Consider the following 19,060-nt stretch of genomic DNA (forward strand, 5'->3'; position numbering starts at 1 on the left):
GGAAACAAGCCGCGATCTTATCAGCGACTGGCCTGGAACGCCCGCAGCCCCTTGAGCGCCTGGGCCCTGACGGCGTTGCGCACCAGCGGCGTCCAGCCCAGCAGCAGCCCTTTGGTGCCCAACGCCTGACGGGACCAACGCCACAGGTCAAAGCTGTCATGGTGCTCGCAGATCTTGCCGTCGCGAAAAACGAACCGCGCCTGGATGTCATTGATCACGACGTTACCCGTCTGGCTGAACAGGTAGGTCGCCACCCAATGAGCTCCACCGGTACGCTCATCGCTGCGCACGTTATCGAAGGTCAGGGAGAAATCCTTGGCCCGGGTGGTGAGCATGCGCCACATGTCACCGGCATCACGTCCACGCAATTCACCAAACGCCGGGTCGCTGAACACCACATCGTCGGTGTAGCAAGCGCTCATCGCTTCGGCGTCCAGGCGCTGGAAGGCCTGGTAAAAGCGGGTGATCAAGGCGTTATGGGCATCACTCATGGACAGACTCCGAAATTCGCTTCAATAGGCCTGCACGATAATCTGCCACAGCAGGGAAGACTATCGTCATTCGCCATGAAAATGACATCAACGAAGATCGGTAACTTTTTCGCTGCTGACCCCCACGTACAACGCCCGACCTGCGCCGATGCCCGCGATGATCGCACCGAGGCCAACCAGACCGAAGATCCAGCCCAAGGCATTCCAGCCGCCGGTCACGTCGTGGACTACGCCCACCGCGAACGGCCCCAGCGACGCCAGCGTATAACCAAAGCCCTGGGCCATGCTGGAGAGGTTCGCGGCCACATGGGCGTCTCGCGAACGCAGCACGATCAGCGTCAGCGCCAAGCTGAACGTCGCGCCCTGCCCCAGGCCGAGCAGGATTGCCCAGCCCCACAAACCTTCGAGCGGCGCATAAAGACAACCGAACAGCCCCCCCAGCGCCATGAGCATGGCGATCACGATGGCCAGGCGCTGGTCCTTGCCACGCGTCGCCAGCCAGGGTGCCGCCAGAGAACTGATCAACTGCACAATGACTGAGCCGGACAGCACCAACCCGGCCTGGGTCGGGCTCAGGCCCCGGCCAATGAGGATCGACGGCAGCCAGCCAAACACGATGTAGGCCAGGGACGATTGCAACCCCATGTACAACGTCACCTGCCAGGCCAGGGGATCGCGCAGCAAGCCGCGAACCCGATACGCCACCTGATGCGCACCGTGTTTCTGCCCCACTTGCGGCAGCCAGAACAGCGCTGCCAGCAGCGCCGGAACCACCCAGAAACCCAGGCCCAGGGTCCAGCTGTGGCCCAGGCGCTCGCTCAATGGCACCGTTGCCCCGGCCGCCATCGCCGCGCCCAGGCACAGCGCCATGGTATAGACACCGGTCATGGCACCGGCCTGTTTGGCGAAGTCGCGCTTGACGATGCCCGGCAGCAGCACGCCAATCACACCGATGCTCGCACCGGCCAGGATGCTGCCCGCGAACAGGCCGACCTGGCCGAATGAGCTGCGCAAAATGATCCCGCCAGCCAGCGTCAGCAAGATCCCCAGCACCACGCGCTCAGCCCCGAAGCGCCGCGCCAACACCGGCGCCAGCGGCGCGAACAGCCCCAGACAAAGCACGGGCAGCGTAGTCAGCAAACCGGCTTGGGCAGCCGACAGGCCAAGGCTTTGTGAAACCTCGCCGAGCAACGGGGCCATGCTCGACAGCGCCGGACGCAGGTTCAGCGCCACCAGGATCAACCCCAGCAGCAACAGCCAAGGCCTGCACACCAAGGGCTGGCTCCGCTGGGCCTGCTCATCATCGGCCTCGGCGTCGATCAACAGTTGTTCAAGTTCGGCGGTGCGTTTGGGCGTCGTCGAGTGGGTACGGTCAAGCAGATCGCGGGACATGGAAAACTCGAGTTCGGGGCTCAGGATTTCAAGAGCTCAGGGTTCATTGATCAACTGGCGGCACAGGGCCTTGGCCCGTTGCGGATCCTGTTGCTCGACGGCTTCAAGGATTTCGACGTGCAGGTCGAACACATGTTGATGGCGCGGGGTGATGTTGAGGCTCTGGCGCAACTGTGCGCCGATGACGCTGGAAAAGTAGCGATAGAGCTCGCTGAGCGCAGGGTTGTGCGCGGCATCCACCAGGAGGCGATGGAACACCAGGTCGCAGGCAATGTAGTGCTCCAGGTCGCCGTGGTAATGCTCACCGCTGTCTTGCAGCGCCTGGCGCAAGGCAATCAAGTCTTCATCGGTGCGTCGCAGCGCGGCCAGGCCGATGGCCTCGACTTCCAGGATATGCCGGGTTTCCCGGGCCTGCTCCAACGAACAGCGCGACAACACCTTGAGGGTATCCAGCGGATCAACCACCGCCCGCACGTAACTGCCGTCGCCCTGACGGATCTCGATCAACCCGGAAAACGCCAACACACGCATGGCTTCGCGCACGGTGTTGCGGCTGATCCCCAGCTCCGCCACCAGCTCCGGCTCGGTAGGCAGGCGCTGGCCGATGACCCACACCCCATCACTGATGCGCCGACGCAATTGTTCCAGGGCCTGATCGACCAGGGAGCGCTTTATTAACGGAGAGCTATCTGACATTGGATTCGCCTTTTCATCCAATCATAGGATGAATTTTCTGACATGTTAGTCAGCTTCATGTAGGACGGCAACCGCCTAGGGTCAATGGGACGGAAAAGGAGCGAAATTTTCGATTAGCCAAAATTACCCTTTAAGGGTAATTTTAAGGACAAGGCACACCGTTCCATGGAAAAGAACACACCCCATTACGCCTTGGTGGCGATACAGGCGGATGTCAGACGGCTTAAAGGGAAAGCTTTCACCAGCACCGCGAAGAACACTGCTCGAACACTTGGTTTAAACGTCTCGGACATGCAACAGGTCATCCACGGCCTTGAGCGAAAACAGTTCTACAAATCGATGACCACCTATGACGATCATCGGGTCTGGCGTGACGTCTACCACGCCAATTCACACGGTCTGCAGATTTACCTGAAGGTGACGTACCGCCCCAGCGGAGGCCCACCGGTAATTTCCTTCAAGGAGAAAAGCTCATGAAACACCAGCAATGCTTCAGCTGTGGTGCCTCGGAGGGCATGTTGCATTTCGAAGGTCGCGGCGAAACCATGAGCGTCAAGGGACTGGAACGCCGGGTCGATGACTTGTCTGGCTGGGAATGTCAGATGTGCGGCGAAGTCGAACTCGATTCAAGCTGCTCGGATCGCTACGACCACGCAGGTGATGAACTGGTCAATGCGGCCAGGCGAATGATCGGCGAAGAGATCAAACGTGTCCGGCGCAAACTGCATCTATCGCAAAAGGAAGCGGTACTGCTGCTATCGGGCGGTGGACACAATGCGTTTTCCCGCTACGAGCGCGGCGAGGTAGTGCCATCCAAGGCGTTGATCTTGCTGATGCGTCTGCTTGACCGTTACCCGCATCTGCTTGCAGATGCGCGAGCCCTGGCCGAAGACGCGGACTTGAGAGGTTTCAAGACGACGGTGCACAGGGAGCACGAAACCCTCACGGCTTCCTGAGCAGCCGAAGCAGAAAAAATAAACCCGGACAAGTCCGGGTTCATTTCACTGCCTAAGGCTGGATCAATGCAGGATCTGGCTCAGGAACAGCTTGGTGCGGTCATTCTGCGGGTTGTCGAAGAAGTCGTTCGGCGCGGCCTGTTCGACGATTTCGCCCTTGTCCATGAAGATCACGCGGTTGGCCACGGTGCGGGCAAAGCCCATCTCGTGGGTCACGCAGAGCATGGTCATGCCGTCTTCGGCCAGGCCGATCATGGTGTCCAGAACCTCTTTCACCATTTCCGGGTCGAGTGCCGAAGTCGGCTCATCGAACAGCATGATTTTCGGCTTCATGCACAGGGCACGGGCGATGGCCACACGCTGCTGCTGACCGCCGGAAAGCTGGCCAGGGTACTTGTTCGCCTGCTCTGGAATGCGCACGCGCTCCAGGTAATGCATGGCGATTTCCTCGGCCTTGCGCTTGGGCATCTTGCGCACCCACATCGGCGCCAGAGTGCAGTTCTGCAGGATGGTCAGGTGCGGGAACAGGTTGAAGTGCTGGAACACCATGCCGACTTCGCGGCGGATCGCTTCGATCTGCTTGAGGTCGTTGGTCAGTTCCACACCGTCGACCACGATGCGACCCTGCTGGTGTTCTTCCAGGCGATTGAGGCAGCGGATGGTGGTCGACTTACCGGAGCCCGACGGGCCGCACAGCACGATACGCTCGCCCTGCTTGACGTTCAGGTTGATGTCTTTCAACACGTGGAACTGGCCGTACCACTTGTTCACGCCCTGCATCTGAATAATGCCTTCAGGGCTCACAGGCTGTTTGATCGCTTCACTCATGAGTCAACTCCTAACGCTTGTGGCCAGTGTCCAGCTTGCGTTCCAAATGCATGGAATAGCGGGACATACCAAAACAGAAAATCCAGAACACCAGGGCGGCGAACACATAGCCTTCGGTGGCCATGCCCAGCCATTTCGGGTCGGCGGCAGCTTGTTTCACGCTGTTGAGCAGGTCGAACAAGCCGATGATGATCACCAGGCTCGTATCCTTGAACAACGCAATGAAGGTGTTGACGATCCCCGGGATCACCATCTTCAAGGCTTGCGGCAGAATCACCAGGCCCATGCTGCGCCAGTAGCCCAGGCCCATCGCTGCAGCCGCTTCGTATTGGCCCTTGGGAATGGCTTGCAGGCCACCCCGCACCACTTCGGCAATGTAGGCCGACTGGAACAGGATCACCCCGATCAGCGCCCGCAACAACTTGTCGAAGTTCATGCCTTCGGGCAGGAACAGCGGCAGCATCACCGAGGACATGAACAGCACCGTGATCAACGGCACGCCGCGCCAGAATTCGATGAAGGTCACGCAGACCACGCGAATCGCCGGCATGTTCGAGCGACGGCCCAACGCCAGGACGATGCCCAACGGCAGTGCGCCGACGATACCGACGGTGGCGATTACCAGGGTCAGCATCAAGCCGCCCCATTGGCTGGTCGCCACGGCGTCCAGGCCGAACACGCCGCCGTGCAGCAGGCACCAGGCGATGATCGGGTACAGCACCAGGAAGCTCAGGCCGTAGATCGCCTTGCGCGGGAAGCGCGAGATGAACAACGGCGCCACACCGATGACCGCCAGCCACACGGTCAGGTCTACACGCCAGCGCAGGTCCGCTGGGTAGTAGCCGTACATGAACTGACCGAAACGCTGCTGGATGAACACCCAGCAAGCGCCTTCCTTGGTGCAGTCGGCGCGGGTGGTACCGACCCAGTTGGCATCGAGGATCGCCCAGTGCAACAGCGGTGGAACGATCAGGTAGATCAGGTAGAACGCGAACAGCGTCAGCAGCGTGTTGATCCAGCTGGAGAACATGTTGGCGCGCATCCACGCCACCACGCCGATGCTGCTGCCCGGCGGGGGCATGTCAGGTTTGAAAGTATGAGTCGTCATGCGCGTTTCCTCACCGTTCGATCAGCGCAATGCGCTTGTTGTACCAGTTCATCAGCAAGGAAATGCTGATACTGATCGCCAGGTACACGCTCATGGTGATCGCAATCACCTCGATGGCCTGGCCGGTCTGGTTCAACACCGTACCGGCAAACAGCGAAACCATTTCCGGATAACCGATACCGGCTGCCAGGGACGAGTTTTTCGCCAGGTTCAGGTATTGGCTGGTCAACGGTGGAATGATCACTCGCAGGGCCTGCGGGATGATCACCTTGCGCAGGGTCGGGCCGTTGCGCAGCCCCAGGGAACGGGCCGCCTCGGTCTGGCCATGGCTGACCGACTTGATGCCCGAACGCACGATCTCGGCGATGAACGCCGCGGTGTACACGGTCAAGGCCAGGGTCAGAGCCAGCAGTTCCGGGATCAGTACCCAGCCACCGACGAAGTTGAAGCCTTGCAGCTTCGGCATTTCCCAATGCACCGGGGCACCAAACAGCAGCGCGCACAGGGCCGGGATCACCAGGAACAGCGCCAGGCCGACCCAGAACTTATGAAACGGCTCGCCGGTCGCTTCGAAACGCTTGTTGGCCCAGCGCGTCATCAGCACGATGGCAACGATGGCCAGCACCACGCTGATCACGAACGGCCAGAAGCCTTCGGCCACCAGCGCGGCAGGCATGTTCAAGCCCCGGCTGCTGACAAAGAAGGTGTCGCCGAAGTTATGGGCAGCGCGCGGTCCCGGCATGCTCAGGAATACCGCAAAGTACCAGAACAGGATTTGCAGCAGCGGTGGAATGTTACGGAAGACCTCGACATAAACAGTCGCCAGCTTGGAGATGATCCAGTTCTGCGACAGTCGCGCCACGCCGATGATGAACCCGAGGATGGTCGCCAGGATCACGCCGATGAAGGTCACCAACAGCGTATTGAGCAACCCGATTACGAAGACGCGGGCATAGCTGTCCGCTTCGGTGTAGTCGATCAGGTGTTGGGCAATGCCGAACCCGGCACTGCGTTCCAGGAAGCCGAAACCGGAGGTAATGCCCCGATGCTGGAGGTTGGTCTGCGTGTTATCGAACAGAAACCAGCCCAGCGAAATAACCGCCACGACCGTGACGATCTGAAATACCCACGCACGCACTCGTGGATCGCTGAGGCTGAGCCTCTGCTTAGGTGCGCCGATTGAATTTTGCATGAAGTGCCCCGCAAAGAATGGAACAGAACATCACCCGGTGGTTGGCCCACCGGGTGATAGAACCATCAGCGCACTGGTGGTGCGTATTGAATGCCGCCGGCGTTCCACAGAGCGTTCAAGCCGCGATCGATTTCCAGCGGAGTGCCCTTGCCGAGGTTGCGCTCGAACATTTCGCCGTAGTTACCGACTTGCTTGACGATCTGCACGACCCAGTCTTTCGGCAGTTTCAGGTCTTTGCCGTATTCACCGTCGGCGCCCAACATACGAGCGACGTCAGGGTTCTTGGTGGACTTGGCTTCGGCCTCGACGTTTTTCGAGGTCACACCGGCTTCTTCAGCGTTGAGCAGGGCGTAGCCAGTCCAGCGCACGATAGCCAGCCACTCGTCGTCCCCGTTACGCACGACCGGACCCAGTGGCTCCTTGGAAATGGTTTCCGGCAGGACCACGTAGTCCTTCGGCGAGGCCAGCTTGCTGCGCTGGGCGAACAGCTGGGACTTGTCGGAGGTCAGCACGTCGCAACGACCGGATTCCAGCGACTTGGCGCTTTCATCGGAGGTGTCGAAAGTGATCGGGGTGTACTTCAGGCCGTTGGCACGGAAGTAGTCGGAAACGTTCAGCTCGGTGGTGGTACCGGCCTGGATGCAGATGGTTGCACCGTCCAGTTCCTTGGCGCTCTTGACGCCCAGCTTGTTGTTGGCCAGGAAGCCGATGCCGTCGTAGTAGGTGATGAAACCTGGAAACTTCAGGCCCATGCCAGCATCACGGGAGCTGGTCATGGTGGAGTTGCGCGAGAGCATGTCGATTTCGCCCGATTGCAGCGCGGTGAAGCGCTCCTTGGCGTTCAACTGACTGAATTTGACCTTGGTCGCATCGCCAAATACAGCAGCGGCCACGGCACGGCAGAAGTCAGCGTCGATACCGACAATCTTGCCGGTCGAATCAGGCACCGAGAAACCCGGCAGGCCATCACTCACACCGCATTGCACAAAGCCTTTCTTCTGTACGGCATCCAGGGTTGCACCCGCCTGAGCGAACCCGCTGACACCGAGCACTGCCGCTGCAGTCACGACGGCCAGGGTGGATTTCAGTAACTTCATTCAAACCTCCAGTTTTGCTCTTGTTGTGTCGGAGCTCGAGCCCTGTCGCACCCTTTTGAGGCATTGCCGACCCTTGTTGGCTTTTTTTCGGGTCAACCGACGCTTGGACCTTCGCTATGAGTCTATTAATGAGAACGTCCACAAACAGTGGTCATGCCCACTTCTCACCAATCGGCCGAACGGGCTGTAGCCCTTCACGTTCGCGAAGCCCGTAGCGGCTATTGGCGAACATCCATCACCGGATTTCTGATATCCCATGCGTCGCGTCTAGCTGATAGTGTTACCGCGCAGCGTAAGAATCATCACTCAGGGTTCCTCATAGCAAAGCCCGTACCACACCGCTGCGCTTAGCCCTTGTGAAACACGTCAAGACAAAAAGTTGTAAGTTTGCGACATCTAATTAACTGAGACACCAGTCGCGCACTGTAATCACGCACTGATTGAGCGCGGCCGCACACATTTGGAGCACACCATGACCGACCCCTTGATTCTCGAGCCCAGCAGCACCGCCGATGCCTGCGTTATCTGGCTCCACGGCCTGGGCGCCGATCGTTATGATTTCCTGCCAGTGGCCGAAATGCTGCAGCAAAACCTGCTCACCACGCGTTTCGTTCTACCCCAGGCACCGACCCAACCAGTAACGATCAACGGTGGCTACGCCATGCCCAGTTGGTACGACATCCGCGCTCTGAGCCCGGCGCGGGCCATCGATGAACAGCAACTCGAAGCCTCGGCGCAACGGGTCATTGACTTGATCGACACCCAGCGAGCCAGCGGAATAGACGCCTCGCGGATTTTCCTCGCCGGTTTCTCCCAGGGCGGCGCGGTGGTCTATCACACCGCATTCGTGAAATGGCAGGGCCCACTGGGCGGCGTGATCGCGCTGTCTACTTATGCACCGACATTCAGCGACGAACTGCAACTGTCGGCCAGCCAGCAACGCATTCCGGTCCTGGCGCTGCACGGTCAATACGACGAAGTGGTACTCAACCCGATGGGACGTACCGCTAAAGAATATTTAAAGCAGCATGGTGTCACCGTGATATGGCAGGAATACCCAATGGGCCACGAAGTGTTACCCGAAGAGATTCGCGACATCGGCACCTGGCTGACCGAACGGCTGCGCTAAAGGCCTGATTGCCAGGTCAACGCATTGATCATCACACTACGCCGCGCCCGTTTCTTGCATTACACTGGCCGGCGTACATTCCTTAACCAATCGATGAGATAACCGTGCTCAAAGCACTCAAGAAGATGTTCGGTAAAAGCGAGGCCGAGCAGCTCGCGCCTGGCGCAAGCGCCCCTGTCCACGGTCCAAGCCGTACCGATGCGCCACAACCGCGCCGGAGTGCCCCCGTTGCACAGGCAAATAAAGAGCCCGCCGCCCAGCCTCTTACGGCCCCTGAACCGGAAAAACCACGTCACGAAGCCCCAAAGCCACGCCGCGAACGCGCACCGAAACCGCCGGTCGTCGCCTGGAAGCTCGAGGACTTCGTCGTAGAACCCCAGGAAGGCAAAACCCGCTTCCACGATTTCAAGCTCGCCCCTGAACTGATGCACGCCATCCAGGACCTGGGCTTCCCGTACTGCACGCCCATCCAGGCCCAGGTGCTAGGCTTCACCCTCGCTGGCAAAGACGCCATCGGCCGCGCCCAGACCGGCACAGGCAAGACCGCCGCGTTCCTGATTTCCATCATCACCCAGTTGCTCCAGACCCCTCCGCCCAAAGAGCGCTACATGGGCGAGCCACGGGCACTGATCATCGCCCCGACCCGCGAACTGGTGGTGCAGATCGCCAAGGACGCCGCCGACCTGACCAAGTACACCGGCCTGAACGTGATGACGTTCGTGGGCGGCATGGACTTCGACAAACAGCTCAAGCACCTCGAAGCCCGCCATTGCGACATCCTGGTCGCCACGCCGGGCCGCCTGCTGGACTTCAACCAGCGCGGCGACGTGCACCTGGACATGGTCGAAGTGATGGTGCTGGACGAAGCCGACCGCATGCTCGACATGGGCTTCATCCCCCAGGTGCGCCAGATCATTCGCCAGACCCCACCGAAAAGCGAACGCCAGACCTTGCTGTTCTCCGCCACCTTCACCGAAGACGTGATGAACCTGGCCAAGCAATGGACCACCGACCCGTCCATCGTCGAGATCGAGGCGCTGAACGTCGCCAGCGAAAACGTCGAACAGCACATCTATGCGGTGGCCGGTGCCGACAAGTACAAACTGCTCTACAACCTGGTCAACGACAACGGTTGGGAGCGGGTGATGGTCTTCGCCAACCGCAAGGACGAAGTACGCCGCATCGAAGAACGCCTGGTACGCGATGGCGTCAACGCCGCGCAACTGTCGGGCGACGTGCCGCAGCACAAGCGCATCAAGACGCTGGAAGGTTTCCGCGAAGGCAAGATTCGTGTGCTGGTGGCTACTGACGTGGCCGGCCGTGGGATTCACATCGACGGGATCAGCCATGTGATCAACTTCACCCTGCCGGAAGTGCCGGATGACTATGTGCACCGGATCGGGCGCACTGGGCGTGCGGGGGCTGCGGGTGTATCGATCAGCTTCGCCGGCGAGGATGATTCCTATCAGTTGCCATCCATCGAGGCATTGCTGGGGAAAAAGATCAATTGCGAAACGCCGCCGACTCATCTGCTTCGGCCGGTTGAGCGCAAGCGCCCTTAACAGTCTCTACAGAGCACAGAAAAACGCAGCCGAAAGGCTGCGTTTTTTTTGGCCCGGGATATTGCTCGATTAAACTAAAAGTCCATAATAGACAAATTAGTTCAATCAGAACACTTCGGAGCTCCCGATGCCCAGCACGCCCTACGTGATGACCCAAGCCCAGGCCCGCGAACTGCTCGCGCAGGTCGATGTGCCGCAGATCCTGCGCAAACTGTTCCGCGACCTCGCCGCCGGGCAAGCAGTCCAGCCAGCTCAGCAGCTTGTGGAATTTCCCCAGGGCGCCGGGGACTTCATCAACTACCTGGGCGTGCTGGCTGAGGATCAGGTCTACGGGATCAAGACCTCGCCCTACATCGTGCGCGAGCAAGGCCCGCTGGTAACCGCCTGGACCTTGCTGATGTCGATGCAGACCGGCCAGCCGTTGCTGCTGTGTGATGCCGCCGAGCTGACCACCGCCCGTACCGCCGCCACCACCGCGGTCGCCATCGATGCCCTCGCCCCACGCGAGGCCAGACGCCTGGCGGTCATCGGTAGCGGTGCGGTGGCGCGAGCCCACGTGCAGTACGTCAAGGGCCTGCGGGACTGGCAAGACATCAACCTCTATTCGCCGAGCCTGAAGGGCAAAACGGCGCAAGCGCTCACGTTGATCACTGAGTTGGACCCACGCCTGCACATCGCCGACAGCCTTGAAGCGGCGCTGCATGACGCCGACGTGGTGATGCTCTGCACCTCGTCCGCCAAAGCGCTGCTCGACCCGCTGAGCTTGAGCAAACCGGCCCTGATCACCTCTATCAGTACCAACGCCCCACGCGCTCATGAAGTACAGCCACAGAGCCTCAATGACATGGATGTGTTCTGCGACTATCGTCAGACCACCCCAGGTTCGGCCGGTGAAATGCTGATAGCCGCTGAACAGTTCGGCTGGGACGTCTCGAAAATCGTCGGCGATTTGCCCGAACTGCTCAGCGAGCAGGCCACGCGCCCGAGCTACGAACGCCATGTGTTCTTCCGTTCCATCGGCCTGGGGCTGGAAGACGTCGCGCTGGCGAAGGCGCTTTATCACCTCAATCACCAAATTGGCTGACACACCCAGTCCCCTGTGGGAGCGAGTTTGCTCGCGATAGCGGCCTTATGGTCAACATCCATATTGGATGTGCTGACCTCATCGCAAGAGGCTCGCTCCCCCAAGTTCCTACGAACTCCCGGCACCGTGCTCGACAGGAGAGCTACATGACCTCAGCAGACTTCATCATCATCGGCGGCGGCATTGCCGGTGCTTCCACCGGCTATTGGCTGGCCCCCCATGGCCGGGTCATTGTGCTCGAGCGCGAATCCCATCCGGCCTACCACTCCACCGGGCGTTCGGCGGCGCTGTACACCGCCGCCTATGGCACCCCTCAGGTGCGGGCATTGACCCAGGCCAGTCGTGATTTTTTCGACGCCCCGCCAAGCGGCTTCTGCGAGCATCCATTGCTGACCCCACGGGGCGAAATGACGGTGGACTTCACCGGCGACCCGGCCGAACTGAACAACCAGTACCTCAGCGCCAAGGCCACGGTGCCGCAGATGCAACTGCTCAGCGCCGAAGAAGCCTGTGTGCGCTTGCCGATCCTGCGACGGGACAAGGTCCACGGTGCAATCTACGACCCCACGGCCTGCGACATCGACACCGACGCGCTGCACCAGGGCTACCTGCGCGGGATCCGGCGCAGCGGCGGCCAAGTACACACCGACAGCGAAGTGCTGGAATTGAGCCGCGACGATCAGGGATTGTGGCAGGTGAAAACCGCCAGCCAGACCTTCAGTGCGCCGGTACTGATCAACGCCGCCGGCGCCTGGGCCGACCTGGTCGCCACAATGGCCGGCGCCCGGAAGCTGGGCCTGCAACCCAAGCGGCGCGCGGCCTTCATCTTTGCCGGTCCCGAGGGCGTGGACATCCACGACTGGCCGATGCTGGTAAGCCTGGACGAATCGTTCTACATGAAGCCCGACGCAGGCATGTTTCTCGGCTCGCCGGCCAACGCCGATCCGGTTGAGCCTCATGACGTACAGCCCGAAGAGCTGGATATCGCCATGGGCATCTATCAGATCGAAGAGGCCACCACCCTGAGCATCCGCCGGCCGACCCGCACCTGGGCCGGGTTGCGCAGTTTTGTTCACGACGGCGACCTGGTGTCCGGTTTTGATCCTCTAGTACCTGGGCTGTTCTGGGTCGCGGCCCAGGGCGGCTACGGCATCCAGACCTCCCCGGCCATGGGCCAGGCCAGCGCGGCGCTGGTGCGTGGCGAGCCGCTGCCCGAGACCCTGGCCCGTTTCGGCCTGAGCAGCGCGATGCTGTCGCCGACACGCCTGGGTTGAACCCACCCAGGTGACGCATCGTCCCGATTGCGGCACACTCCCCCGCGCCCCCGCTTCACGGGGCGCTGACGCTGCCTGGAGCCCTGTCATGAACGCCCCGCAACCCGATCCGGCACTGGATAATTTCCGCACCATCGCCGATGCCATCGCCACGCTGTTCTACCCCCACGCCGAAGTGGTGCTGCACGACCTGCGCTCGCAGAAAGTCGATTACATCGCTAACAACCTGTCCAAGCGCGAGATTGGCGATGATTCGTCCCTGGAAGACATGCTCAGCGAAGACGTCAGCGAACGTAACATCGGGCCGTACGAAAAACTGAATTGGGACGGGCAGAAGATTCGCAGCCTCAGCAGCGTACTGCGCGACGCCGACGGTCATCCGTTGGCGGTGCTATGCATCAACTTGAATATTTCACTGTTCGAGAATGCCAAGGCAGCGCTGGACCTGTTCCTGTCGCCGAACAAGTTGATCCCGCAGCCGGACTCACTGTTTCGCGATGACTGGCAGGAGCGGATCAATACCTTTCTGCATGCCTGGATGCGCGAGCGCCAATTGAGCCTGAATCTGCTGACCCGCGACCACAAACGCGAGCTGGTACTGGCACTGCATGCCGAGGGTGCGTTCAAGGGCAAGAGCGCGTCCAACTATGTGGCCAATGTGCTGAACATGGGGCGGGCGACGGTGTACAAGCATTTGAAGGAGTTGAAGGGCTGAGGTTTTTTGTTGCCTGGCCTGGCCTCATCGCGAGCAAGCTCGCTCCCACAGTGGATCTCGTTGAACACAAAAACTGTGTCCACCGCAAATCCCTTGTGGGAGCGAGCTTGCTCGCGATGGCGATTGATCAATCGCCGTAGATATCCGACTTGAAATACTTGGCCTGGATCTTCTGATACTCCCCACTGGCCCGAATTCCATCGATGGCCTTGTTCAAGTCCGCCACCAATTCGGTATTGCCCTTACGCACCGCGATACCCGCGCCTTCACCGACGTATTTCGGGTCCTTGAGCTCCGGCCCGACAAACGCATAGCCCTTGCCACGGGGCATCGACAGAAAGTCTTCCAGCGGGATGGTGTCGGCAAAAATCGCGTCCAGGCGACCCGAGGCCAGGTCCATGTAGATTTCTTCGTTATTGCTGTAGCGCTTGACCGTCACACCCTTGGGTTCAAGAACTTCCGTGGCGTAGCGGTCAGTGGTGGTGGCGCGCTGCACGCCCACGGTCTTGCCCTTGAGGCTAGCGTACTGGTCATCGACCACCGCGCCTTCCTTCATGACCAGTCGCGACGAGGTGAAATAGTACTTGTGGGTGAAATCCACCGATTTCTTACGCTCTTCGGTGATGGTCATGGACGACAGCGCCAGGTCGATTTTCTTCACCTTGAGCGATGGAATCAGCCCGTCGAACTCACCCTCGATCCACTCGCACTTGGCCTTCATCTGCGCGCACAGGGCGTTACCGATGTCGTAGTCAAACCCCTCGATTTTCCCTTCCGAGGTCTTGGAAGCAAACGGCGGGTACGCCGCCTCGATACCGATACGCAAGGTTTTCTCCGCGGCGAACAGGCTGCTGGAGGCCAGCAGGCTCAAGGCCAGGCCGGTGATGAGGGGAAATTTGTTCATGGTCAATCTCTCGCGGGTTGTTGTTGGTTTGGCAGAGAAAGGTGGGCGCAGCTATTTTATGTACTTATAAATCCATACTGGACTTTAATGTACACATCGTCAATCGGTAGGCTGAGGAATGTGACGGGAGGCTGATGGCCTCATCGCGAGCAAGCTCGCTCCCACAGAGGGTCTGTGTCGAACACAAATGTTGTGCACAACAAAGAACCATTGTGGGAGCGAGCTTGCTCGCGATGACGGCCTAACGACCGATGAAACTGCATGGGAATTACTGCTTCCAGCGATCCGCCGCCGCATGATCACTGTCGCGCCCTTCAACCCAGCGCGGGCCGTCGGCGGTGTTTTCCTTTTTCCAGAACGGCGCGCGGGTCTTGAGGTAGTCCATGACAAAAGCACAGGCGTCGAACGCGGCCTGACGATGGGCACTGGCGGCCGCGACGAAGACGATCGGCTCGCCAGGCTCCAGGGTACCGATGCGGTGCAGGACTTCCAGTTTTAGCAACGGCCAGCGCTGCTCGGCCTCGGCGGCGATCTTGCCCAGGGCCTTTTCGGTCATGCCTGGGTAGTGTTCCAGGAACATCCCGGACACCTCGAGGCCATCATTGAAGTCACGCACGTAGCCGACAAAACTCACCACCGCCCCCACGCCGACGTTGGCCGCGTGCATCGCGTTGACTTCGGCGCCCGGATCGAACGGATCGGCCTGCACACGAATCGCCATGGCTCAGCCTCCGGTCACGGTGGGAAAGAACGCCACTTCGTCGCCATCCACCAGCGGCTCATCGAGCTGGCACAGGTCTTCGTTACGCGCGCACATCAGGTTTTGCTCGCTCAGCACCTCGGCACCGTCACGTTGAACGAGCAGCACGCGCACATCGTCGACCGTGGCGAAATCACCCTCCACCTTTACCGAATCCACCCCAAGCGCTTCCCGGTAACGGGCAAAGAACTTCACCGTGATTTTCATCGTGCATCCGCCTGGAAGTGGCCGCTCTTGCCGCCGAGTTTTTCCAGCACCCGCACGCCCTCGATGGTCATGCCCCGATCAACGGCCTTGCACATGTCGTAGATAGTCAGCGCGGCAACACTGGCGGCAGTGAGGGCTTCCATCTCCACCCCGGTCTGCCCCGACAGCTTGCAACAGGCAACGATGCGCACCCGGTCCTCGCCCTCGGCATTGAGCTCGACCTTGACGCTGGTGAGCATCAGCGGATGACAGAGCGGAATCAGATCGCTGGTTTTTTTCGCGGCTTGAATGCCGGCAATACGCGCAACAGCGAATACATCGCCCTTGGGGTGGCCGCCGCTGACGATCATCTGCAGCGTGTCGGGCAGCATGCGCACAAAGGCTTCGGCCGTGGCTTCACGGAACGTCACGGCCTTGTCGGTCACGTCGACCATGTTGGCGCGACCTTGGGAATCGAGATGAGTCAGCACAGGGTTACTCCTGATCGGGAGCGTCGATTGTAAACCTGTGGGTCAGATTCCGGCAGGGCTGATTGTCGCACCCACGGCGGCCTGTAATTTGCTGAACACCGTAGATCCCTTTGTGGGAGCGAGCCTGCTCGCGATGGCGGTGTATCAGATAAAAATATGTGGCTGGCACACCGTCATCGCGAGCAGGCTCGCTCCCACAGGGGCTTATGGTGACAGGGTAAAAAACCGGGCGACCTTGAGGTCGCCCGGTTTGGGTGGGGTTACAGGTGCGATTCGGCGTATTCGGCCAGGATCGAGCGCGGTACGCCCTGCAGGGTGATGTGGACCCCGTTGGGGAAATCCTTGAAGCGTTCGGTCAGGTAGGTCAGCCCGGAACTGGTCGCGGACAGGTAAGGGGTGTCGATCTGCGCCAGGTTACCCAGGCACACCACTTTGGAACCGGCACCGGCACGGGTGATGATGGTTTTCATCTGGTGCGGGGTGAGGTTCTGGCACTCGTCGATCAGAATCAGGCTCTGCTGGAAGCTGCGGCCTCGAATGTAGTTGAGGGATTTGAACTGCAACGGCACTTTGCTGAGGATGTAGTCGACGCTGCCATGGGTGCTTTCGTCATCCATGTGCAAGGCTTCGAGGTTGTCGGTGATGGCGCCCAGCCAAGGCTCCATTTTTTCCGCTTCGGTGCCGGGCAGGAAGCCGATTTCCTGATCCAGGCCTTGCACGCTGCGGGTGGCGATGATGCGCCGGTAGCGTTTGCTGACCATGGTCTGCTCGATGGCGGCGGCCAAGGCGAGGATGGTCTTGCCGGAACCGGCGGCGCCGGACAGGTTGACCAGGTGGATGTCCGGGTCGAGCAAGGCGAACAGGGCCAGGCTCTGGTAGATGTCACGCGGCTTGAGGCCCCAGGCTTCCTGATGCAACAAGGGTTCCTGGTGCAGGTCGAGAATCAGCAGCTTGTCGACGTGGATTTCCTTGATCCAGCCGACAAATCCTTGTTCGTCGATGATGAACTCGTTGATGTGTACCGCCGGCAGGTTGTCGATCAGTTGCACCTGGTGCCAGGTGCGGCCATGGTCCTGGCGGGTCTCGACCTTGCTCACACGGTCCCAGAAGGAGCCGGTCATGTTGTGGTAGCCGTTGGGCAGCAGCGAGACATCATCAACCAGTTGGTCGGTGCTGTAGTCCTCCGCCGCAATCCCACAAGCGCGGGCCTTGAGGCGCATGTTGATGTCTTTGGTCACCAGCACCACGGCTTGATCCTTGTTGCGCGCGTGCAGGTCGATCAACTGGTTGATGATGATGTTGTCGTTCAGGTGTTCAGGCAGCACCAGGTTGGGTTCGGTGCGCTTGCTCATCAAAATCGAAAGCAGGCCCTTGGGACCACTCTTGCCACGCTGGATCGGCACGCCAAGCTCTACATCCTCAGGAGAGGCATCGCCCAGGGTCTTGTCGATCAGGCGGATCGCCTGCCGGCATTCGGCCGCAACGCTGTGGTGCCCGCTCTTGAGCTTGTCCAGCTCCTCAAGCACGGTCATCGGAATGGCAACGTGGTGTTCTTCGAAATTCAGCAGTGCGTTTGGATCGTGGATCAATACGTTGGTATCGAGTACATAGAGGATTGGCTGGTTGGAGGAAAGGCTACGTCCGTGGTCATCCATACTCGGTCACCTATGTGGGGGCCATTCGACGCAATACCGTGACAGTGCTGCGCCTCGAGGTAGCCACCGAATTCACCCGCGAGGATCAGGTGAACTGCACACAATCTGGGTCTTGGAAGACGCCACCTGTGTTGCAGGTTTCGGCGGTCTGTCTTCTTGATACTCCAAAAACGATGACAGGAAAAAGTACTTTGACGTTTTTTTGAAGTTTATTTTTCAGAGTGACGAATAACCCTTGGCGTACCACCATTGCACCGTTAAAGTCGGAAGTCCGCTCGCCATGAAAGTGCTCCGGATTTTTCCCCTCCCCCAGCATTTACAGGCCTTTGGCGATATCAGCGAAACGCGTCCTGACAATCTTCCCAACCGATCCCACTTTGCGCCGTTTGCGTGATGAGCCAGGGTATCGCCGTTTTCACCGCGTCCTGTTTGGCGTTGAAGTTGATCACCCCGTGGCGCCACAACAGCATCAGTGTCAGCGCGCGCTGAGCGCTTTGCTCGGGCTTGAGCCGATTGCTGTCCTGGGGATCGATATCCCACAGGGCTACTTGCAGGCCCTGGGTCCTGAAAAACGCCTCGGCATCGCCACGACGCTGGCCCTGGGGTGGGCGGAACAGCGGCACATAATTTTCCGGTAGCTTGCTTTTGACCAACTCGACGCTGCGCTTTATCGAGTCTTGCCAGTCCTGCCAATAACTGTGGGAACGGAATTCCCAGCCCTGCACCCCCACGCACTGGCCTGAATACAAAGTCTGGAGATCGTTGACCGAGCTATCCGCCAGCCGTGCCTGAATGTCTTTGCCCAGCACAAAGAAGGTGCCGCTCATGTTCGATTTGCGCAAGTAGTCGGTCAGCCACGGCGTATTGTCCGGCGCCACGTTGGCACCGCTGTCGAAGGTCAGCAGGAACAGCCGGTCGTTCATGCCATCGCCGTTACGCTCATAATCGCCGAAGCGTTCGATTTCGCTGCTGGTTTGCGGAAACAACGCAGCCTTGCGCAGCAATTCATCGCGGTATTGAGTGTGGAAAACCCGGCTCGGCTCGGCCCACTTGATGTAGTAGGAATTGTCATCGAGCTGGAACCTGCCCGCTTCTTCGCGCAGGGTGGCCATGTCCTCGACCAGGTAGCAGAAGGAAGCATCCTGGTCGCAGCTTTGCTGGGCGAAGTTGTAGTTGGTCAGCAAACGCTGCCAGAGCCGCGCGCGAAGAACCCCGATCGCCGCCATATTGACCGTGCGTAGCCCCAGGTACTGCTTCAGGGCGATTTCGTCCATGGCGTCGGTGTCCAGCAGGACCCGGGCGAACATCAGGATCTCGGCCCGCGACGCCACGTCGAACAAGGTCGGGCTGGTGAGTTGCTCCGGCCAGGTGTGGCGATCCAGTGTCGCGACGTCGTTGGGCGCGGCAATGGCGCCGAGGCTCAACAGCCAGGCCGATAACAGAAGAGCGATACGCAAAGGGATGTCTCCATAACGAAACCCGCGCGGCATCATAGCCGATCCAGGCAACCCCCCGCCTGCGAATGCCTCGCGGCAAAGGC

20 protein-coding genes are annotated in these 19,060 nt (G+C 60.0%); 7 read left to right on the forward strand and 13 right to left on the reverse strand.

Annotation, left to right across the window (positions count from 1 at the left end):
* Window positions 1-20 precede the first annotated feature (20 nt).
* The 3 genes from J9870_RS23810 to J9870_RS23820 form a co-directional block, all read right to left on the reverse strand.
* Complete coding sequence (locus tag J9870_RS23810; RefSeq protein WP_003178340.1) at window positions 21-491, reverse strand: nuclear transport factor 2 family protein; 471 nt, start codon at window positions 489-491, stop codon at window positions 21-23.
* A gap of 87 nt (window positions 492-578) precedes the next feature.
* Window positions 579-1,883, reverse strand: a complete 1,305-nt coding sequence (locus J9870_RS23815) for a CynX/NimT family MFS transporter (RefSeq protein ID WP_210640666.1) — start codon at window positions 1,881-1,883, stop codon at window positions 579-581.
* Window positions 1,884-1,919: 36 nt separating this feature from the next.
* On the reverse strand, window positions 1,920-2,579 hold the full coding sequence (locus J9870_RS23820; RefSeq protein ID WP_210640668.1) for a FadR/GntR family transcriptional regulator: 660 nt from the start codon (window positions 2,577-2,579) through the stop codon (window positions 1,920-1,922).
* Window positions 2,580-2,744: 165 nt separating this feature from the next.
* Between J9870_RS23820 and J9870_RS23825 the strand changes: the two genes are divergently transcribed.
* Window positions 2,745-3,056 carry a type II toxin-antitoxin system MqsR family toxin gene (locus J9870_RS23825; RefSeq protein WP_210640669.1) on the forward strand — a complete coding sequence of 104 codons (312 nt, stop codon included), beginning with the start codon at window positions 2,745-2,747 and terminating at the stop codon, window positions 3,054-3,056.
* Window positions 3,053-3,535 (forward strand): type II toxin-antitoxin system MqsA family antitoxin, encoded by a 483-nt coding sequence (locus J9870_RS23830; RefSeq protein ID WP_210640671.1) that lies wholly within the window; start codon window positions 3,053-3,055, stop codon window positions 3,533-3,535. The genes J9870_RS23825 and J9870_RS23830 overlap by 4 nt, the downstream gene beginning before the upstream one ends.
* A gap of 63 nt (window positions 3,536-3,598) precedes the next feature.
* Here the strand turns inward: J9870_RS23830 and J9870_RS23835 are convergent, their stop codons facing one another.
* The 4 genes from J9870_RS23835 to J9870_RS23850 form a co-directional block, all read right to left on the reverse strand.
* Window positions 3,599-4,363: an amino acid ABC transporter ATP-binding protein gene (locus J9870_RS23835; protein WP_003205299.1), complete on the reverse strand. Its 765-nt coding sequence runs from the start codon at window positions 4,361-4,363 to the stop codon at window positions 3,599-3,601.
* A 10-nt stretch (window positions 4,364-4,373) separates the two neighbouring features.
* A complete protein-coding gene (locus tag J9870_RS23840; protein ID WP_210640673.1) occupies window positions 4,374-5,471 on the reverse strand; it encodes an amino acid ABC transporter permease in 1,098 nt (365 codons plus the stop codon).
* Between the two features lie 10 nt (window positions 5,472-5,481).
* On the reverse strand, window positions 5,482-6,663 hold the full coding sequence (locus tag J9870_RS23845; protein ID WP_210640675.1) for an amino acid ABC transporter permease: 1,182 nt from the start codon (window positions 6,661-6,663) through the stop codon (window positions 5,482-5,484).
* Between the two features lie 65 nt (window positions 6,664-6,728).
* On the reverse strand, window positions 6,729-7,760 hold the full coding sequence (locus J9870_RS23850) for an amino acid ABC transporter substrate-binding protein (RefSeq protein WP_003178326.1): 1,032 nt from the start codon (window positions 7,758-7,760) through the stop codon (window positions 6,729-6,731).
* A 472-nt stretch (window positions 7,761-8,232) separates the two neighbouring features.
* Here J9870_RS23850 and J9870_RS23855 point away from each other — a divergent pair, with 472 nt between their 5' ends.
* The 5 genes from J9870_RS23855 (at window position 8,233) to J9870_RS23875 (ending at window position 13,524) form a co-directional block, all read left to right on the forward strand.
* Entirely contained in the window at window positions 8,233-8,889 is a 657-nt protein-coding gene (locus tag J9870_RS23855) for an alpha/beta fold hydrolase (protein WP_210640676.1), read from the forward strand.
* A 98-nt stretch (window positions 8,890-8,987) separates the two neighbouring features.
* Window positions 8,988-10,451, forward strand: a complete 1,464-nt coding sequence (gene rhlB / locus J9870_RS23860) for an ATP-dependent RNA helicase RhlB (protein ID WP_210645397.1) — start codon at window positions 8,988-8,990, stop codon at window positions 10,449-10,451.
* Between the two features lie 127 nt (window positions 10,452-10,578).
* The gene (locus tag J9870_RS23865) at window positions 10,579-11,535 is read left to right on the forward strand and encodes an ornithine cyclodeaminase family protein (protein ID WP_210640677.1); all 957 of its coding nucleotides are present in this window, start codon (window positions 10,579-10,581) and stop codon (window positions 11,533-11,535) included.
* 146 nt (window positions 11,536-11,681) lie between these two features.
* The gene (locus tag J9870_RS23870; protein ID WP_210640679.1) at window positions 11,682-12,809 is read left to right on the forward strand and encodes an FAD-binding oxidoreductase; all 1,128 of its coding nucleotides are present in this window, start codon (window positions 11,682-11,684) and stop codon (window positions 12,807-12,809) included.
* Window positions 12,810-12,897: 88 nt separating this feature from the next.
* Window positions 12,898-13,524 (forward strand): PAS domain-containing protein, encoded by a 627-nt coding sequence (locus J9870_RS23875; RefSeq protein ID WP_210640681.1) that lies wholly within the window; start codon window positions 12,898-12,900, stop codon window positions 13,522-13,524.
* Between the two features lie 127 nt (window positions 13,525-13,651).
* On the opposite strand, the gene J9870_RS23880 is transcribed toward J9870_RS23875, so the two are convergent.
* The 6 genes from J9870_RS23880 to J9870_RS23905 form a co-directional block, all read right to left on the reverse strand.
* The gene (locus J9870_RS23880; RefSeq protein WP_210640682.1) at window positions 13,652-14,428 is read right to left on the reverse strand and encodes an ABC transporter substrate-binding protein; all 777 of its coding nucleotides are present in this window, start codon (window positions 14,426-14,428) and stop codon (window positions 13,652-13,654) included.
* A 268-nt stretch (window positions 14,429-14,696) separates the two neighbouring features.
* Window positions 14,697-15,149, reverse strand: coding sequence for a molybdopterin synthase catalytic subunit MoaE (gene moaE, locus J9870_RS23885; protein WP_210640685.1), 453 nt, complete (start codon window positions 15,147-15,149; stop codon window positions 14,697-14,699).
* Window positions 15,150-15,152: 3 nt separating this feature from the next.
* Complete coding sequence (locus J9870_RS23890) at window positions 15,153-15,395, reverse strand: MoaD/ThiS family protein (RefSeq protein WP_210640687.1); 243 nt, start codon at window positions 15,393-15,395, stop codon at window positions 15,153-15,155.
* Entirely contained in the window at window positions 15,392-15,865 is a 474-nt protein-coding gene (moaC, locus tag J9870_RS23895; RefSeq protein ID WP_210640689.1) for a cyclic pyranopterin monophosphate synthase MoaC, read from the reverse strand. The genes J9870_RS23890 and moaC overlap by 4 nt, the downstream gene beginning before the upstream one ends.
* 260 nt (window positions 15,866-16,125) lie before the next feature.
* Window positions 16,126-17,520: a PhoH family protein gene (locus tag J9870_RS23900; RefSeq protein ID WP_210640691.1), complete on the reverse strand. Its 1,395-nt coding sequence runs from the start codon at window positions 17,518-17,520 to the stop codon at window positions 16,126-16,128.
* A gap of 335 nt (window positions 17,521-17,855) precedes the next feature.
* A complete protein-coding gene (locus J9870_RS23905) occupies window positions 17,856-18,977 on the reverse strand; it encodes a polysaccharide deacetylase family protein (RefSeq protein WP_210640692.1) in 1,122 nt (373 codons plus the stop codon).
* Window positions 18,978-19,060 lie beyond the last annotated feature (83 nt).

It is taken from the genome of Pseudomonas sp. Tri1, from assembly GCF_017968885.1.
GTDB lineage: Bacteria > Pseudomonadota > Gammaproteobacteria > Pseudomonadales > Pseudomonadaceae > Aquipseudomonas.

Bases quoted from the DNA above. Each gene is read 5' to 3' on its own strand.
- J9870_RS23850 (WP_003178326.1), bottom strand. From the start codon at position 7,760: ATGAAGTTACTGAAATCCACCCTGGCCGTCGTGACTGCAGCGGCAGTG.
- J9870_RS23880 (WP_210640682.1), bottom strand. From the start codon at position 14,428: ATGAACAAATTTCCCCTCATCACCGGCCTGGCCTTGAGCCTGCTGGCC.
- J9870_RS23825 (WP_210640669.1), top strand. From the start codon at position 2,745: ATGGAAAAGAACACACCCCATTACGCCTTGGTGGCGATACAGGCGGAT.
- J9870_RS23890 (WP_210640687.1), bottom strand. From the start codon at position 15,395: ATGAAAATCACGGTGAAGTTCTTTGCCCGTTACCGGGAAGCGCTTGGG.
- J9870_RS23900 (WP_210640691.1), bottom strand. From the start codon at position 17,520: ATGGATGACCACGGACGTAGCCTTTCCTCCAACCAGCCAATCCTCTAT.
- J9870_RS23830 (WP_210640671.1), top strand. From the start codon at position 3,053: ATGAAACACCAGCAATGCTTCAGCTGTGGTGCCTCGGAGGGCATGTTG.
- J9870_RS23865 (WP_210640677.1), top strand. From the start codon at position 10,579: ATGCCCAGCACGCCCTACGTGATGACCCAAGCCCAGGCCCGCGAACTG.
- J9870_RS23870 (WP_210640679.1), top strand. From the start codon at position 11,682: ATGACCTCAGCAGACTTCATCATCATCGGCGGCGGCATTGCCGGTGCT.
- moaE (WP_210640685.1), bottom strand. From the start codon at position 15,149: ATGGCGATTCGTGTGCAGGCCGATCCGTTCGATCCGGGCGCCGAAGTC.
- J9870_RS23840 (WP_210640673.1), bottom strand. From the start codon at position 5,471: ATGACGACTCATACTTTCAAACCTGACATGCCCCCGCCGGGCAGCAGC.
- J9870_RS23820 (WP_210640668.1), bottom strand. From the start codon at position 2,579: ATGTCAGATAGCTCTCCGTTAATAAAGCGCTCCCTGGTCGATCAGGCC.
- J9870_RS23810 (WP_003178340.1), bottom strand. From the start codon at position 491: ATGAGTGATGCCCATAACGCCTTGATCACCCGCTTTTACCAGGCCTTC.
- J9870_RS23815 (WP_210640666.1), bottom strand. From the start codon at position 1,883: ATGTCCCGCGATCTGCTTGACCGTACCCACTCGACGACGCCCAAACGC.
- J9870_RS23845 (WP_210640675.1), bottom strand. From the start codon at position 6,663: ATGCAAAATTCAATCGGCGCACCTAAGCAGAGGCTCAGCCTCAGCGAT.
- J9870_RS23875 (WP_210640681.1), top strand. From the start codon at position 12,898: ATGAACGCCCCGCAACCCGATCCGGCACTGGATAATTTCCGCACCATC.
- J9870_RS23835 (WP_003205299.1), bottom strand. From the start codon at position 4,363: ATGAGTGAAGCGATCAAACAGCCTGTGAGCCCTGAAGGCATTATTCAG.
- J9870_RS23855 (WP_210640676.1), top strand. From the start codon at position 8,233: ATGACCGACCCCTTGATTCTCGAGCCCAGCAGCACCGCCGATGCCTGC.